This is a genomic window from Sphingomonas bacterium (assembly GCF_028289855.1).
Taxonomy (GTDB): Bacteria; Pseudomonadota; Alphaproteobacteria; order Sphingomonadales; family Sphingomonadaceae; genus Sphingomonas.
Window position 1 is genome coordinate 1 of the sequence record NZ_JAQGKZ010000118.1, and the last position, 13,412, is coordinate 13,412.

A 13,412-nucleotide genomic window follows, 5' to 3' on the forward strand; every position below is an offset into this window, starting at 1 on the left:
ATTACAGGGAAACCCACCGGGCCGCCGCTGCCCGCGAGGAGATCATCATGCGTATCATCGATCATAACATCGTCGGCCATTCGGGCGGAGCGGGCGGGCGCTCGGGTGACGTGTTCGACCCCAATACCGGCCGAGTGCAGGCATCGGTGACGCTCGGCACGCAGGCCGATCTCGACCGCGCGGTCGCCGCCGCACAGGCCGCGCAGCCGGCCTGGGCCGCGACCAACCCGCAACGCCGCGCGCGTGTGATGTTCAACTTCAAGGCGCTGGTCGAAGCCAATATGGACGAGCTGGCGCACACGCTCTCGTCGGAACACGGCAAGGTCATCGCGGATAGCAAGGGCGACATCCAGCGCGGGCTCGAGGTGATCGAATTCTGCTGCGGCATTCCGCACGTGCTCAAGGGCGAATATACCCAGGGCGCCGGCCCCGGCATCGACGTCTATTCGATCCGTCAGCCGCTCGGAATCGGTGCCGGGATCACCCCGTTCAACTTCCCGGCGATGATCCCGCTGTGGATGTCGGGCGTCGCGATCGCCACCGGCAACGCGTTCATCCTCAAGCCCAGCGAGCGCGACCCGTCGGTGCCGGTGCGGCTCGCCGAACTGTTCGCCGAGGCCGGGCTGCCCGAGGGCATCCTGCAAGTCGTGCACGGCGACAAGGAAATGGTCGACGCGATCCTCGATCATCCGGCGATTGCCGCAGTCAGCTTCGTCGGATCGAGCGACATCGCGCATTACGTTTATCGGCGCGGGGTCGAGGCCGGGAAGCGGGTTCAAGCGATGGGCGGGGCGAAGAACCACGGCATCGTCATGCCCGACGCCGATCTCGACCAGGTCGTGGCGGACCTATCGGGCGCGGCATTCGGCTCGGCGGGCGAGCGCTGCATGGCGCTCCCCGTGGTGGTGCCGGTCGGCGACAAGACCGCCGACGCGTTGCGCGAGAAGTTGATCCCGGCGATCGACGCTTTGCGGGTCGGGGTGAGCACCGACGCCGACGCGCATTACGGCCCGGTCGTGAACGCCGCGCATAAGCAGCGCGTCGAGAACTGGATCCAGACCGGGGTCGACGAAGGCGCCGAACTCGTCGTCGATGGGCGCGGGTTCGAGCTCCAGGGTCACGAGGAAGGCTTCTTCATCGGCCCGTCGCTGTTCGACCGCGTCACTACGTCGATGCAGTCGTACAAGGAGGAAATCTTCGGTCCCGTCCTCCAGATCGTCCGCGCCAAGGATTTCGAGGAGGCGGTCCGCCTTCCATCGGAGCATCAATACGGCAACGGCGTCGCGATCTTCACGCGCAACGGCCACGCCGCGCGCGAATTCGCGGCGCGGGTCAATGTCGGGATGGTCGGGATCAACGTGCCGATCCCTGTGCCGGTGGCGTACCACACCTTTGGCGGCTGGAAGCGCAGCGCGTTCGGCGACACCAATCAGCACGGCATGGAGGGCGTCAAATTCTGGACCAAGGTCAAGACCGTGACACAGCGCTGGCCCGACGGTGGCGTCGGCGACGGGGCCAACGCGTTCGTCATCCCGACAATGGGGTGACTAGGCGGCGGCAGCAGTAGTGACTAGGTCAGCCCGCCACGGCTGCCGACTTCAACGCCGCTGCCGCCCGCCCGCGCCCCGCGACGCCTTCGAACTTCGCATGATAGTGCGGATGCTCGGTTCCCATCATCCGGTCCCACCAAGTGAAGTAGAGTCCGAAATTATAGCGGCCCTCGCTATGGTGCAGATCGTGGTGCGTCGTCGTGGTCAGCCACCCCGTCCAGCGGCTGCGAGTGAAGCCGCTCCATGCCAGTTCGTGCCCCGAATGGCCGATCGCGTTGCGAGCGATCTGGTGACCAAGGAACAGGAAGATCGCCAGTGGATAGACCGGTGCGACCAGCGAGATGCCGAACAGCAAGACCGGAACGTAGAGCGATTCGAACGCCGATTCGATCGGCGCGAAGGCGTAGGATGCCCAGCTGGTCGGCGTGCGCGACAGATGATGCTTCGCATGCGCGCGACGGAACAGCGCGCGCAAATGCAATGCGCGGTGCATCCAGTAGAACCAGGTATCGTGCGCGATCACCATCACCAGCAATTGGCCAGCGAAAATCGCGAGATTGGGGGCAGCTGTGTCGATGTGGATCACGCCGGCGTTGATGCCGACCACCGTTATCAGGTTTACCAGCCCGAACACCGCTACGGTCTGCACCGACAACAGGAATTCGCGGCGCCGGTCGGCCATTGTCGCAGCCCGCGCCTGAATGCGCCGCGACGCGGTCCAGTGGCGGAATACCCAATAGAGGATCGCCACCCCGGCCGCGCCGAACAGGTACCGGGTCATCTCGCTCCGGAAACTGTGCAGCCAGTGCCAGCCGAAATTCTGCAGCGTGTCGATCATCGTGCGGCTCCCGTTGCGCCGCCTCTCCCTAGCTCGCCAGGTTCATGCTGGCTGCGCGGTACCGAAAATCATCGATCGATTCCGGAATCGATCGGCATTTTTCAGGACGGGAGGATCGCCGCACGGCGGAATTCGCTCGGTGCTTGTCCCGTCTCTTCGCGAAACGCGCGGTTGAACGGCGCGAGCGACCCGTATCCAAGGTCCATCGCGATAGTCAGGATCGGCAGGTCGACATGGCGCGGATCGGCGAGCAACGCCTTGGCCTCGGCGACGCGGTAATGGTTGAGGAATGCCGAAAAATTACGGTAGCCGAGCCGCTGGTTGATCAGGCTGCGCAACCGATGCTCGGGTGTTCCCAGCTGCCCGGCGAGAACGCCGATCGTCAGTCCGGGCTCGCGATAGACCGCATCGGCAAGCGCGGCGTCGAGTTTTCCGTTCAACACGTGCTCCGATGCGCTGAAGCTCGTCGGCGGCGCGGTTTGCGCGGGATCGAACAGCAATTCAGGATCGCTCTGCAGCAGGGCAGCACCCATCGCGGTAGTCGCGACCAAGATCGCGAAGGCCTGGCCCAGCGCGATCTCGGAGCCGCGGTGAAAGCCGAGAATCAGTTCGAGCACGATCACCACGAACGCCAGCCCGCCGACCACTACGACAAACCCGACGCGCAACCGGCGGCGCTTTTCGATCAAATCGTCGCCGCGCTCGCGCAGCGCGATGAGGATGGCGTGGCCAATCAACAGCAGCGACGTGAGGCGTTGCACCAGCGCGTTCCAGATGAGTGCCCCGGGCCCCCACAACGCGAGGAGGTAAAAGCAACTCCAGCACGCGAGCAGCACGAGGATAGCGGCGACGGCGATGCGCCGATCAACCGGTCGCTCGAACAGCAAATGCGCAAACACCCACAGCAGCAGCGGCACCGCCTGAGCGGCGAGTTGGATCACCGCCCAAAACGGCCCGCGGATCGGCCTGAACACCGGCGTCGCGAGCATCAGGTAGGCCGATACGCCAAGCAGCAACGCCGCCGTCGTCCACCGGATCGCGCGCGGTGCACGGCCACGACCGATCACCAGCACGATCAACAGCAACTGGCCGATCGCCAGCATTCGCATCACGGTGTCGAGGAGGGGCATCTGCATCATTGCTCGTGCGTTATGGCCTTGACCCCGGCACGCGTCTATTGCCGTGCCAAATGATCGGGAGCCGTCCAAAATGAAGCATCGCCTCTTCTTCGTTTCCGCAGCCGTCCTGGCACTCGCGGGGTGCGACAAAGCCGCCCAGCCCGCGAACGACACCGTGGCGAACATCACGACGCTCGACGCCAACAGCCTGCCACCCGATGCCAATATCACCGACGTGCCCGCCGACGACGGCGATGCGCCCACCGAAGCCGAGACCAACGCCAAATGAGCCAGTTCGACCTGACCGACGACCAGCGCGAGATCCAGGATCTTGCACGCAAGTTCACCGCGGACCGAATCACGCCGTTCGCGGCGAAGTGGGACGAGGAGCATCATTACCCGGTCGATGTGTGGAAGGCGGCGGGCGAGCTCGGGTTCGGCGCGATCTATGTCGCCGAGCAATCGGGCGGGATCGGGCTCGGGCGATTGGAAGCCGCGCTGATCATGGAGGCAATGGCGTACGGCTGTCCCGCGACATCGGCGTATATCTCGATCCACAACATGGCGACGTGGATGATCGACCGCTTCGGCGGGCAAGCAATCAAGGACCGTTTCCTTCCCGATCTGGTCGGCATGGAGAAGATCGCGAGTTATTGCCTGACCGAGCCGGGGTCGGGGTCGGACGCCGCCGCGCTCAAGACCAGCGCGAAGCTCGACGGCGATCATTATGTGTTGAACGGCACCAAGCAGTTCATCTCGGGCGCCGGCTATAACGACATCTACGTCTGCATGGTCCGCACGTCGGAGGAGAAGTCGAAGGGCATTTCGTGCCTGGTGATCGAAAAGGGCACGCCCGGCCTGTCGTTCGGCGCGCCCGAGCGCAAGCTTGGCTGGAACGCCAGCCCGACCGCGCAAGTGATCTTCCAGGATTGCCGCGTGCCGGTGGAGAACCGCGTCGGCGCGGAGGGCGACGGGTTCCGCTTCGCGATGGCGGGACTGGATGGCGGGCGGCTCAATATCGGCGCGTGCTCGCTCGGCGGGGCGCAGCGGTGCCTCGACGAATCGGTGAAGTACACCAAGGAGCGCCAGCAATTCGGCACCGCGGTCGCCGATTTCCAGAACACGCAGTTCATGCTCGCCGACATGGCGACCGATCTCGAGGCGGCGCGCGCGTTGCTCTATCTCGCCGCGGCCAAGGTCACCGCGAACGCGCCCGACAAGTCGCGCTTCTCGGCGATGGCGAAGCGGCTGGCGACCGATAACGGGTCGAGCATCGTCGACCGCGCGCTGCAACTTCATGGCGGCTACGGCTATCTGATGGACTATCCGATCGAGCGCTTCTGGCGCGACTTGCGCGTGCATTCGATCCTCGAGGGCACCAACCAGGTGATGCGGATGATCATCGGCCGGGATTTGACGCGCCAGTGACCGATCTATCCCCCGCAGCGCTGTGGCAGGACGCGCTGGCCAACATTACCAGCGCGATGACGTCCGCCGCGCGCGCGCCGATCAAGAGCGAGGCGACGCGGCCGTACGATCCGCTCGCGCTGATGCGGACGATGACCGAGTTCGCCGTCGGATTGGGCCAGCACCCGCAGCAATTGCTCGAAGTGCAGTTGCAGGCCGCGCGCGAATGGGGCGATTTCTGGTCGTCGGCCTTCCTGCCGAAGGCCGAGGCGGAGAAGCCGCGCGACCGCCGCTTCGCGTCGCCCGAATGGGAGGCGAACCCCTATTACCGCACGCTGCGCGATGCTTACTTGCTCGCCTCGAAGCAAATCCGCTCGGTCGCCGCCGTAGCGGATAAAGGCGGCCCCAACGCCGCAATGATCGATTTCCTGACCGACCAGTATCTCAACGCGATCGCACCGACCAACTTCGCGATGACCAACCCCGACGTGGTCAAGCGCACCGTCGAGACCGGCGGCGCCAACCTTGCGCAGGGCTTCGCGCATCTGATCGAGGATGTCGCGGAAGGCAAAGGTATCGTCCGCCGCCGTACCGCCGACGCGTTCGAAAAAGGCAAGACGATCGCCGCGACGCCGGGCAGCGTGGTGTTCCAGAATCACTTGTTCCAGCTGATTCAGTACGACCCCGCGACCAAGGACGTCGCCGCCGAGCCGCTGCTCTACGTCCCGCCGCTGGTGAACAAATTTTACATGATCGACCTTCAGCCCAAGTCGAGTCTCGTCAAATGGCTAGTCGATCAGGGCCGGACGGTGTTCGTCATTTCGTGGATCAACCCCGACCAAAGTCATCGCGACTGCGGGGTGGAACAATATGTGCTCGACGGCATCGTCGAGGCGATCGGGCAGGCGCGCGCCAAATCGGGCGCGGACAAGGTCGATCTGTTCAGTTTCTGCCTCGGCGGCACGCTCGTGTCGGTCGCGCTCGCCTGGCTGCAGGCCAAGGGCCGCGCCGTCGAGGTCAACACCGCCACCTTGATCGGCAGCATGGTCGATTTCGCCGATATGCGCGATTGGGCGGCGTTCGTCCATGAAGCGCATCTAGAGGCGCTCGAAGGACATCTCGAGCGGCAGGGGTTCATCGATTCGACCGAGTTGCAGCAATTGTTTGCCGCGGTGCGATCGAACGATCTGATCTGGTCGTCGGTAATCAACCACTATCTGCTCGACAAGGCCGCGCCGCCGAGCGACCTGCTCTATTGGTTCGAGGATGGCGCGCGCATTCCGCATGCGTTTCTCAAGAGCTATAATCGCGGCCTGCTCGCATCCAACGCGCTTAAGGAAAAGACCGGGTTCGCGGTCGGCGGGGTCGAGATCGACTTGGCCGACGTCGAAACCCCAATCTTCCTGATCGCGCTCAAGGACGATCACGTTTCGGCGTGGAGTGCGGTGTACGACGGCGGCAAATTGTTCGGCGGGCCGGTGACGTTCGTGCTCGGCGGGTCGGGGCACAATGCCGGGGTGATCAACCCGCCCGCCGCCAACAAGCACGGTTTCTGGACTGGCAATTCGCGGCCGGCGTCCGCCGAGGACTGGCTGTCGTGCGCGATCAAACATGAAGGCTCGTGGTGGCCGACCTGGGACCAGTGGCTGGCCGATCACGGATCCGGCGACCGCGTCCCCGCCCGCCAGCCCGCCGACGCGATCGAGCCCGCGCCGGGCAGCTACGTTTCCATCACGCACTAAAGGGGCTTTGCGTGAACCTGATGACGACCGATGACGTCCGTACCTATATCGACAAATGCGCCGGGCGGCTGAGCCTGAACCGGCCCAAGGCGCTGCATTCGCTGAACCTCGACATGGTGCAGGCGATGACGCGCGCACTGCTCGACTGGCGGAGCAATCCCGACGTGCGGATCGTGCTGATCGACCATGCCGAGGGGCGGGGGTTCTGCGCGGGCGGGGACGTGGTGGCGATCGCCAACGATGTGCCTACAGGCGCGACCGTCGGGCGCGAATTCTTCTTTCACGAATATCGTTTGAACCATCTCATGTACACGTACCCCAAGCCGGGCGTGGCGTTCATGGATGGGGTGACGATGGGCGGCGGAGTCGGGATTTCCTGCCCGTGCCGCTATCGCGTGGCGACCGAGCGGACCTTGTTCGCGATGCCCGAGACGACGATCGGGCTGTTCCCCGATGTCGGCGGCGGGCGCTATCTGTCGCGGTTGCGCGGGCGGAGCGCGCAGTATCTGGCGCTGACCGGGGCGCGGCTCGACGGCGCGGATTGCGTCGCGTTGGGGTTGGCCAATTTCTATCTGCCGTCGGAAGCGCTGGATGAAGTGAAGGCGCAGATTTGTGCGACGCCGGAAAAGACCGAATCCATTTTGGCGGGTGCCACTGTGACCCCGCCGCCCGCGAAGATCGTCGCACAGCTTCCGGATATCGACCGGCTGTTCGCCTCGGACGATTTCGATACGATCCTCGCCGCGCTCGAGGCCGATGGCGCCGAATGGGCGACCAAGCAACTCACCACGCTCGCTGGGCGCTCGCCGACCTCGTGCAAAGTCTCGCTCAAGATGCTGGTCGAAAGCCCGCGTCACATGCATTTCGTCGATGAGATGCGGATGGAATATGCGATCATGATCCGCATGTACCAGGCGCCCGATTTCGCCGAGGGCGTCCGCGCGCTGTTGATCGACAAGACCGGCGACCCGCAATGGACCCCGGCAACCGCGGCCGGCGTTACCGACGCGATGGTCGACGCCTATTTTCAGCCGCTTCCCGCCGACCAGGCGTGGAGCCCGCTGCCGCCGAACAAGGAGTGACGTGATGGCGACCTATGAAACCCTGCTGGTCGAGCAGCGCGGCGGCGTGACGCTGGTCACGCTCAACCGCCCGCAGGCGCTCAATGCGCTCAACAATCAGGTGCTCGGCGAGCTGGTCGCGGCGACGCAGGCGTTCGACGCCGACGCTAGCCAGGGCTGCGCGGTACTGACCGGGAGCGAAAAGGCGTTCGCGGCGGGGGCCGATATCAAGGAGATGCAGCCGCAATCGTTCGGGCAGATGTACGGCGACAATTACTTTGCCGGATGGGAGATGTTCACGCGCACGCGCAAACCCGTGATCGCGGCGGTCGCGGGGTTCGCGCTGGGCGGCGGGTGCGAGCTGGCGATGATGTGCGACTTCATTCTCGCCGCCGACACCGCGAAATTCGGCCAGCCCGAGATCAAGCTCGGCGTCGCGCCCGGCATGGGCGGTAGCCAGCGCCTCACGCGGGCCGTGGGCAAGGCCAAAGCGATGGAGATGTGCCTGACCGGGCGCTTCATGGACGCCGAGGAAGCCGAGCGCGCGGGCCTCGTGTCGCGGATCGTCCCGGCGGCCGATCTGGTCGACGAAGCGGTCAAGGTCGCCACCGCGATCGCCGGGATGGCGCCGCTCGCGGTCAAGGCGAACAAGGAAATGGTCAACGCCGCGTTCGAGACGATGCTGGGGCAGGGGATACAGTTCGAACGGCGGTTGTTCCACGGGCTGTTCGGCAGCGAGGACCAGAAGGAAGGCATGACCGCGTTCGTCGAGAAGCGGCCGGGCAAGTGGGTAGGAAAATAACATGGCACGCGTCGCATTTATCGGGCTGGGCAATATGGGCGGCGGGATGGCCGCGAACCTGGCGCAGAAGGGCCATGACGTCCGCGCGTTCGATCTGTCGGCGGACGCGCTCGACAAAGCGAAGGCCGCCGGGTGCCTTCCCGTCGCGAGCGCGGTCGAGGCGTGCGACGGGGCCGAGGCCGTGGTGACGATGCTGCCCGCGGGCAAGCATGTCGAGGCGGTCTACACCGACAGCGTGTTCGCCGCCGCGCCGCCGTCCGCGATCCTGATGGACTGCTCGACGATCGACGTCGCCACCGCCAAGCGCGTCGGCGAAGCCGCGCTGGCCAAAGGCCTGACGATGGTCGATGCCCCCGTGTCGGGCGGGATCGCCGCGGCCAATGCGGGGACGCTGACCTTCATGGTCGGCGGCTCGGCGGACGGGTTCGACCGCGCGCAGCCGTTCCTCGCCGACATGGGCAAGGCGGTGATTCACGCCGGCGGATCGGGCGCGGGGCAGGCGGCCAAGATCTGCAACAACATGGTGCTCGGCGCGGAGATGATCGCGACGTGCGAGGCATTCCTGCTCGCCGACAAACTGGGCCTCGACCCGCAGAAATTCTTCGAGATCGCCAGCGTCTCGTCGGGGCAGTCTTGGTCGCTGACCAGCTATGCGCCGTGGCCCGGCGTCGGGCCGGAGACGCCCGCCGACCGCGATTATCAGGGCGGCTTCGCGACCGCGCTGATGCTCAAGGACTTGCGGCTGGCGATGGAGGCCGCGGCGTCGGTCAATGCCGACACGCCGATGGGGGCGAAGGCGGCGGAATTGTACCAGGCGTTCGCCGATGCGGGGAACGGCGGGCTCGATTTCTCGGCGATCATCCGCGCGCTCGGTAAATGAGCGTCGCTTTCCGCCGCGAGAGCGACGAGGAGCATAAGGAGCCGCGCTTCGAATTGCCGATCCCGGCGGGGCCGAATCTCGTCACCGAAAACGGCGTCGCGCTGATCGACGCGCGCATCGCCGAACTCGAAGCCGAACAGCCGACCGCCGACGAGGCCCGCCGCGCCGAAATCGCCCGGAGCCTGCGCTACTGGCACACCCGCCGAGTCACCGCGATCGCCGCGCCCGCGCCGCCCGCCGACGAAATCGCGTTCGGATCGCGCATGCGGGTCCGCATGGACGGCGTGGAGCGCGACATCCGCATCGTCGGCGACGACGAGGCCGATCCGGCGGCGGGGCTGATCGCCTTCTCCGCCCCGCTCGCCCGCGCGCTGATCGGCGCGGGGGAGGGGGAGACGGTCGAGATGCCCGGGCGCGAGGGGGCGATCTTGGTGGTGGCGATCCTCCCTTAACCGTCACCCCGGCCTCGTGCCGGGGTCCACCGCGCCGCGACCTAGTCGAGCGAGCATCTTGTCACGGAACAAGCCGCTTGGTGGACCCCGGCACAAGGCCGGGGTGACGAAGTAGGAAAGGTCGTCAAGGAAGCGGTTTCCAAACGCCTGCTTGAAATGTTGGAAATTCAGGCAGAATTGGTCGGCTGTGCCTCAGCCCCTCACCCGCGCCCAGCAACTCGAAAACGCCGCGTTCCTCAAAAACCTGCGGCGCACCGGCAACGTGACCACGGCGGCTCGCTTGCTGGGCGTCGCACCTTGCACGTTCAATCGGCGGCGTGCGCGTTTCCCGGGCTTCGCGCTGAGATGGGACGCGGCGCTGGCGCTGGCGCATGCCACGCTGGCGGCCAAGCCGGCCGGCTCGGCGGCGCCCTCGTCCGGCGAACCGCGTATCTGGCGGACCGGCGGCGGCCGGCGGCAGCTTCGCCGGGCCAAGGCTGGGCTGATCGAGCATGCCGGGCGGCAGCGCTTCCTCGCGGCGCTCAGCGCGACGGCGAACGTTGCGCAGTCCGCCGCCGCGGTCGGCCACGCGGCATCCTCCTTCTATCGCATGCGGGATCGCGACCCCGCGTTCGCCCGCGAATGGCAACTCGCGCTGGAGATGGGGTACGAACGGCTCAAGATGGCGTTGCACGAAAGCGCGCAGGTCGAATCGTTCGCCGACGACGATTGGCGCCGCAACGATCCGCCCGCCATGCCGCCGATGACCGTCAATCAGGCGCTGCAGCTGATGTACCTGCATCAAAAGGAAGCACGATTGGGGCGCACTCCCGACCCGATGCGGCAACGGCCGGGTGAAACGCCGGACGTGGTGTCGAAACGGCTCGCCTTGCTCTACGAGGCAGGGCAGGAGCGCCGGCGGATGCAATTCCGCATCGCGGAGGCCGAACGGCTGGCGCGCGGCCAGCCGACGCACTTCGACTGGGCGCCGGGCGAGTTGCCCGACCTGAGCCAAGTGACGGGATGGTCGAGGGCGGGCGGCAAGCCGGCGACCGACCCGAGCCGCGCGCTGTTCGGCGGGTGGCGGCTGGGGGATATTCCCAAGGGGAAGCGAAGGGGGGGAGGGTGAGGCGGTGAGCGAGCCTTCAGGCTCGCGCCGAGCGTCGCAGTCGTGCGGTCACCGCTCGCTGATCGTTTCCCTGCCTTACCAACCCCTGGCCGCGTCGACGACCTTGGCATCGCCAGGACCGGGTTTATCGCTCTGACCGTCGCGCCCGGCGCGCACCCGCCACGTGCGCGGCAACCACCCGATCGCCCCGGCAACGATCGGTTCGATCAACGCCGCCAGCGATTTCTGCCACCGTAGCTCGATCGTGTAGAACATCGCTATCGCTAGTGCGACCGTCATCGCCGTGGCGATCAGGATGCGGGGGAATAACGCCGGGAAAACAGGCGCCAGTTCGCGTATGATTACCAGCCCGACATACTGGTGCACCAGATAGAGCGAGTAACTGGTCAGCCCGATGAGCGTGACGGCGCGCGGCAGCCGAAGCCACGTCAGGCGAAAGACAATCGCCGCAAACACCGCGATCAGTGGGCCGAGCCAGATCACGCCGGCGTAGCGCGGGCTGGTCGGCAGCAAGGCGAGCGCCACGACCGCAGGCAGGATCGCGCTCCGCGCCGGCTTGTCGCGGAATTCGTAGCAAACCGACCCGACGAGAAACATCGGGGCAAATGGACCGATCAGGACGCTCTGGGCGACCACGGTCAGAACATGCCCGGCCGGCCAGCCCCATCCTTCGGCGTGCGTCAGCACGCTTCCCATCGCCGCAAACGCCGCCCAGGCAAGCGACACGTTACGGCCGCGCATGAGAAAATAGATAAGCCCGAACCAGAAGTAGAATTTCGCTTCTACGATCAGCGACCAGTACGCGTCATCGACGAAACCCCACGACGGCACGACGTCGAACCAGACCAGATTGCCGGCCGCGACCGTCGGCGTGACTTCGTAACCCGGTAGTCCGAACCAGCTGACCAGTGCGAAGGTCAGCACGACCCCGGCCATATAAGCTGGCTGCAGTCGCGCGAAGCGCCGTGCCCAGAACGCGGCGAGCGTCCTCGACCGTTCCAGCGTCATGAAGATGCAGAAGCCGCTGACCATGAAGAAAAGGTCGACGCCGGCCCAGCCCAGGTCGAAGCGGAACGGCACGCTTTGGGCATGCCAGCGCGACGTGAAGTGGTACAACAGCACGCTGACGATCGCGACCGCCCGCAACAGGTCGATGTTATCCAGCCGTACAGGGGCGACCTTTTCCGCTGCCGTCACACCCTGTCCCCGCATCGCCAACCACCGCGGGTAGCAAATCGACTGGCATCGTCAAAGGCGCGCCCGGTATTTGCGGCGAGGCTCGGATCGATTGCTTGCGGCGTGTTGCCAATCGACCGTCACATGTCGCACGGACCGCCACGCTTGCATGTCGCGCCGCGCCGTGGAGAGTCTTCGGTCCGGCCTGAAAAGTGGATGCCATGAAATATCGCAAGCTCGGCAACAGCGACCTCGACGTGTCGGAAATCTCGCTGGGGTCGTGGCTGACCTATGGCGTGCGGATCGAGGCGGATCGGACGCGCGCGTGCCTCGACCGGGCGTTCGACCTGGGGATCAACTTCATCAACACCGCCAATAAATATGGTCGGGGAAGCGCGGAAACCGTGCTCGGTGAGGCGCTCGCCGGCCGGCCGCGCGATGCCTATGTGCTTGCGACGACGGTCTATTTTCCGATGAGCGAGACGGACAAGGGCTTGTCGCGCCGCCAGATCCTGAAGCAGATCGATGGATCGTTGCAGCGGCTGCGGACCGATTATGTCGATCTCTATCAATGCCATCGCTACGATCCGGACACGCCGCTCGAGGAAACGATGGAGGCGCTCACCGACATCGTCCGGCAGGGCAAGGTTCGCCACATCGGGTTCAGCAACTGGTCGCCGAAGCAGATCGAAGACGCGCTTGCGCTTCCCGGCGTCGAGCGGTTCGTGTCGAGCCAGCCGCAATATTCGCTGCTGCAGCGGCGCGCGGAGGCCAAGGTCATGCCGCTGTGCGCGGCCAATGGCATTTCGCAGATCGTCTATTCGCCGCTCGCGCAAGGGGTGCTGTCCGGCAAATATGCGCCCGGTATGCCGTTGCCCGAGGGAACCCGCGCCGCCAGGGACACGATCGGCGGCGGAATCCACAACTGGTTGCGCCCGGAGGTTCTCCAGGCCGTGCAGCTCCTCAAGCCGATTGCGCAGGAGGCGGGCTGCACGATGGCGCAATTCGCGCTGGCGTGGATATTGCGCGAGCCGAACGTGGCGTCCGCGATCGTCGGTGCCAGCTGCCCCGACCAGCTCGACGAAACCGCCTCCTCCTCGGGCCTGCATGTCGATCCGGCGCTGTTCGTGCGCGCAGAGGCTATCGTCGCGCGCATCGGGTGGCGGCAGGAACATCGATTGGCCGCTATTCCGCTCCACCTCGCGCGGCGCATCCTGACGGCTACCGGCATTAAACGGCCGTAGCGCCGCATATTCCCCTCTCCCGCGACACACGGTA

The 13,412-nt window shown here is 65.7% G+C and carries 13 protein-coding genes; 10 read left to right on the forward strand and 3 right to left on the reverse strand.

Annotated features, from left to right (window positions below; genetic code table 11):
* Positions 1-47 precede the first annotated feature (47 nt).
* Positions 48-1,547: a CoA-acylating methylmalonate-semialdehyde dehydrogenase gene (locus tag JWM94_RS13685; protein WP_299428063.1), complete on the forward strand. Its 1,500-nt coding sequence runs from the start codon at positions 48-50 to the stop codon at positions 1,545-1,547.
* A 28-nt stretch (positions 1,548-1,575) separates the two neighbouring features.
* On the opposite strand, the gene JWM94_RS13690 is transcribed toward JWM94_RS13685, so the two are convergent.
* Positions 1,576-2,388 (reverse strand): sterol desaturase family protein, encoded by an 813-nt coding sequence (locus JWM94_RS13690; RefSeq protein WP_299428066.1) that lies wholly within the window; start codon positions 2,386-2,388, stop codon positions 1,576-1,578.
* A 101-nt stretch (positions 2,389-2,489) separates the two neighbouring features.
* Positions 2,490-3,524 carry a helix-turn-helix domain-containing protein gene (locus tag JWM94_RS13695; RefSeq protein WP_299428069.1) on the reverse strand — a complete coding sequence of 345 codons (1,035 nt, stop codon included), beginning with the start codon at positions 3,522-3,524 and terminating at the stop codon, positions 2,490-2,492.
* 73 nt (positions 3,525-3,597) lie between these two features.
* Between JWM94_RS13695 and JWM94_RS13700 the strand changes: the two genes are divergently transcribed.
* The 8 genes from JWM94_RS13700 to JWM94_RS13735 all read left to right on the forward strand — a co-directional run bounded on the left by JWM94_RS13700 (position 3,598) and on the right by JWM94_RS13735 (position 10,958).
* Positions 3,598-3,795, forward strand: a complete 198-nt coding sequence (locus JWM94_RS13700; RefSeq protein WP_299428072.1) for a hypothetical protein — start codon at positions 3,598-3,600, stop codon at positions 3,793-3,795.
* Positions 3,792-4,934 carry an acyl-CoA dehydrogenase family protein gene (locus tag JWM94_RS13705; protein WP_299428075.1) on the forward strand — a complete coding sequence of 381 codons (1,143 nt, stop codon included), beginning with the start codon at positions 3,792-3,794 and terminating at the stop codon, positions 4,932-4,934. The genes JWM94_RS13700 and JWM94_RS13705 overlap by 4 nt, the downstream gene beginning before the upstream one ends.
* The gene (locus JWM94_RS13710) at positions 4,931-6,655 is read left to right on the forward strand and encodes an alpha/beta fold hydrolase (RefSeq protein ID WP_299428078.1); all 1,725 of its coding nucleotides are present in this window, start codon (positions 4,931-4,933) and stop codon (positions 6,653-6,655) included. Before JWM94_RS13705 ends, JWM94_RS13710 begins: the two co-directional genes overlap by 4 nt.
* 20 nt (positions 6,656-6,675) lie before the next feature.
* Complete coding sequence (locus JWM94_RS13715) at positions 6,676-7,737, forward strand: enoyl-CoA hydratase/isomerase family protein (protein WP_299428197.1); 1,062 nt, start codon at positions 6,676-6,678, stop codon at positions 7,735-7,737.
* A gap of 4 nt (positions 7,738-7,741) precedes the next feature.
* Positions 7,742-8,518 (forward strand): enoyl-CoA hydratase, encoded by a 777-nt coding sequence (locus JWM94_RS13720; protein ID WP_299428081.1) that lies wholly within the window; start codon positions 7,742-7,744, stop codon positions 8,516-8,518.
* Position 8,519: 1 nt separating this feature from the next.
* Positions 8,520-9,398, forward strand: a complete 879-nt coding sequence (mmsB, locus tag JWM94_RS13725) for a 3-hydroxyisobutyrate dehydrogenase (RefSeq protein WP_299428084.1) — start codon at positions 8,520-8,522, stop codon at positions 9,396-9,398.
* A complete protein-coding gene (locus tag JWM94_RS13730) occupies positions 9,395-9,850 on the forward strand; it encodes a GreA/GreB family elongation factor (RefSeq protein ID WP_299428087.1) in 456 nt (151 codons plus the stop codon). The genes mmsB and JWM94_RS13730 overlap by 4 nt, the downstream gene beginning before the upstream one ends.
* Positions 9,851-10,037: 187 nt before the next feature.
* Positions 10,038-10,958: a hypothetical protein gene (locus JWM94_RS13735; protein ID WP_299428090.1), complete on the forward strand. Its 921-nt coding sequence runs from the start codon at positions 10,038-10,040 to the stop codon at positions 10,956-10,958.
* A 75-nt stretch (positions 10,959-11,033) separates the two neighbouring features.
* On the opposite strand, the gene JWM94_RS13740 is transcribed toward JWM94_RS13735, so the two are convergent.
* The gene (locus JWM94_RS13740; RefSeq protein ID WP_299428093.1) at positions 11,034-12,170 is read right to left on the reverse strand and encodes an acyltransferase; all 1,137 of its coding nucleotides are present in this window, start codon (positions 12,168-12,170) and stop codon (positions 11,034-11,036) included.
* 185 nt (positions 12,171-12,355) lie between these two features.
* Between JWM94_RS13740 and JWM94_RS13745 the strand changes: the two genes are divergently transcribed.
* Positions 12,356-13,378, forward strand: coding sequence for an aldo/keto reductase family protein (locus tag JWM94_RS13745; RefSeq protein ID WP_299428096.1), 1,023 nt, complete (start codon positions 12,356-12,358; stop codon positions 13,376-13,378).
* The last annotated feature ends 34 nt before the right edge of the window (positions 13,379-13,412 follow it).

Excerpts from the sequence above, each read along its gene's own strand:
- JWM94_RS13745 (WP_299428096.1), top strand. The coding sequence starts at position 12,356 with ATGAAATATCGCAAGCTCGGCAACAGCGACCTCGACGTGTCGGAAATC.
- JWM94_RS13715 (WP_299428197.1), top strand. The coding sequence starts at position 6,676 with ATGACGACCGATGACGTCCGTACCTATATCGACAAATGCGCCGGGCGG.
- JWM94_RS13690 (WP_299428066.1), bottom strand. The coding sequence starts at position 2,388 with ATGATCGACACGCTGCAGAATTTCGGCTGGCACTGGCTGCACAGTTTC.
- JWM94_RS13695 (WP_299428069.1), bottom strand. The coding sequence starts at position 3,524 with ATGCAGATGCCCCTCCTCGACACCGTGATGCGAATGCTGGCGATCGGC.
- JWM94_RS13700 (WP_299428072.1), top strand. The coding sequence starts at position 3,598 with ATGAAGCATCGCCTCTTCTTCGTTTCCGCAGCCGTCCTGGCACTCGCG.
- mmsB (WP_299428084.1), top strand. The coding sequence starts at position 8,520 with ATGGCACGCGTCGCATTTATCGGGCTGGGCAATATGGGCGGCGGGATG.
- JWM94_RS13705 (WP_299428075.1), top strand. The coding sequence starts at position 3,792 with ATGAGCCAGTTCGACCTGACCGACGACCAGCGCGAGATCCAGGATCTT.
- JWM94_RS13685 (WP_299428063.1), top strand. The coding sequence starts at position 48 with ATGCGTATCATCGATCATAACATCGTCGGCCATTCGGGCGGAGCGGGC.
- JWM94_RS13730 (WP_299428087.1), top strand. The coding sequence starts at position 9,395 with ATGAGCGTCGCTTTCCGCCGCGAGAGCGACGAGGAGCATAAGGAGCCG.
- JWM94_RS13740 (WP_299428093.1), bottom strand. The coding sequence starts at position 12,170 with ATGCGGGGACAGGGTGTGACGGCAGCGGAAAAGGTCGCCCCTGTACGG.
- JWM94_RS13720 (WP_299428081.1), top strand. The coding sequence starts at position 7,742 with ATGGCGACCTATGAAACCCTGCTGGTCGAGCAGCGCGGCGGCGTGACG.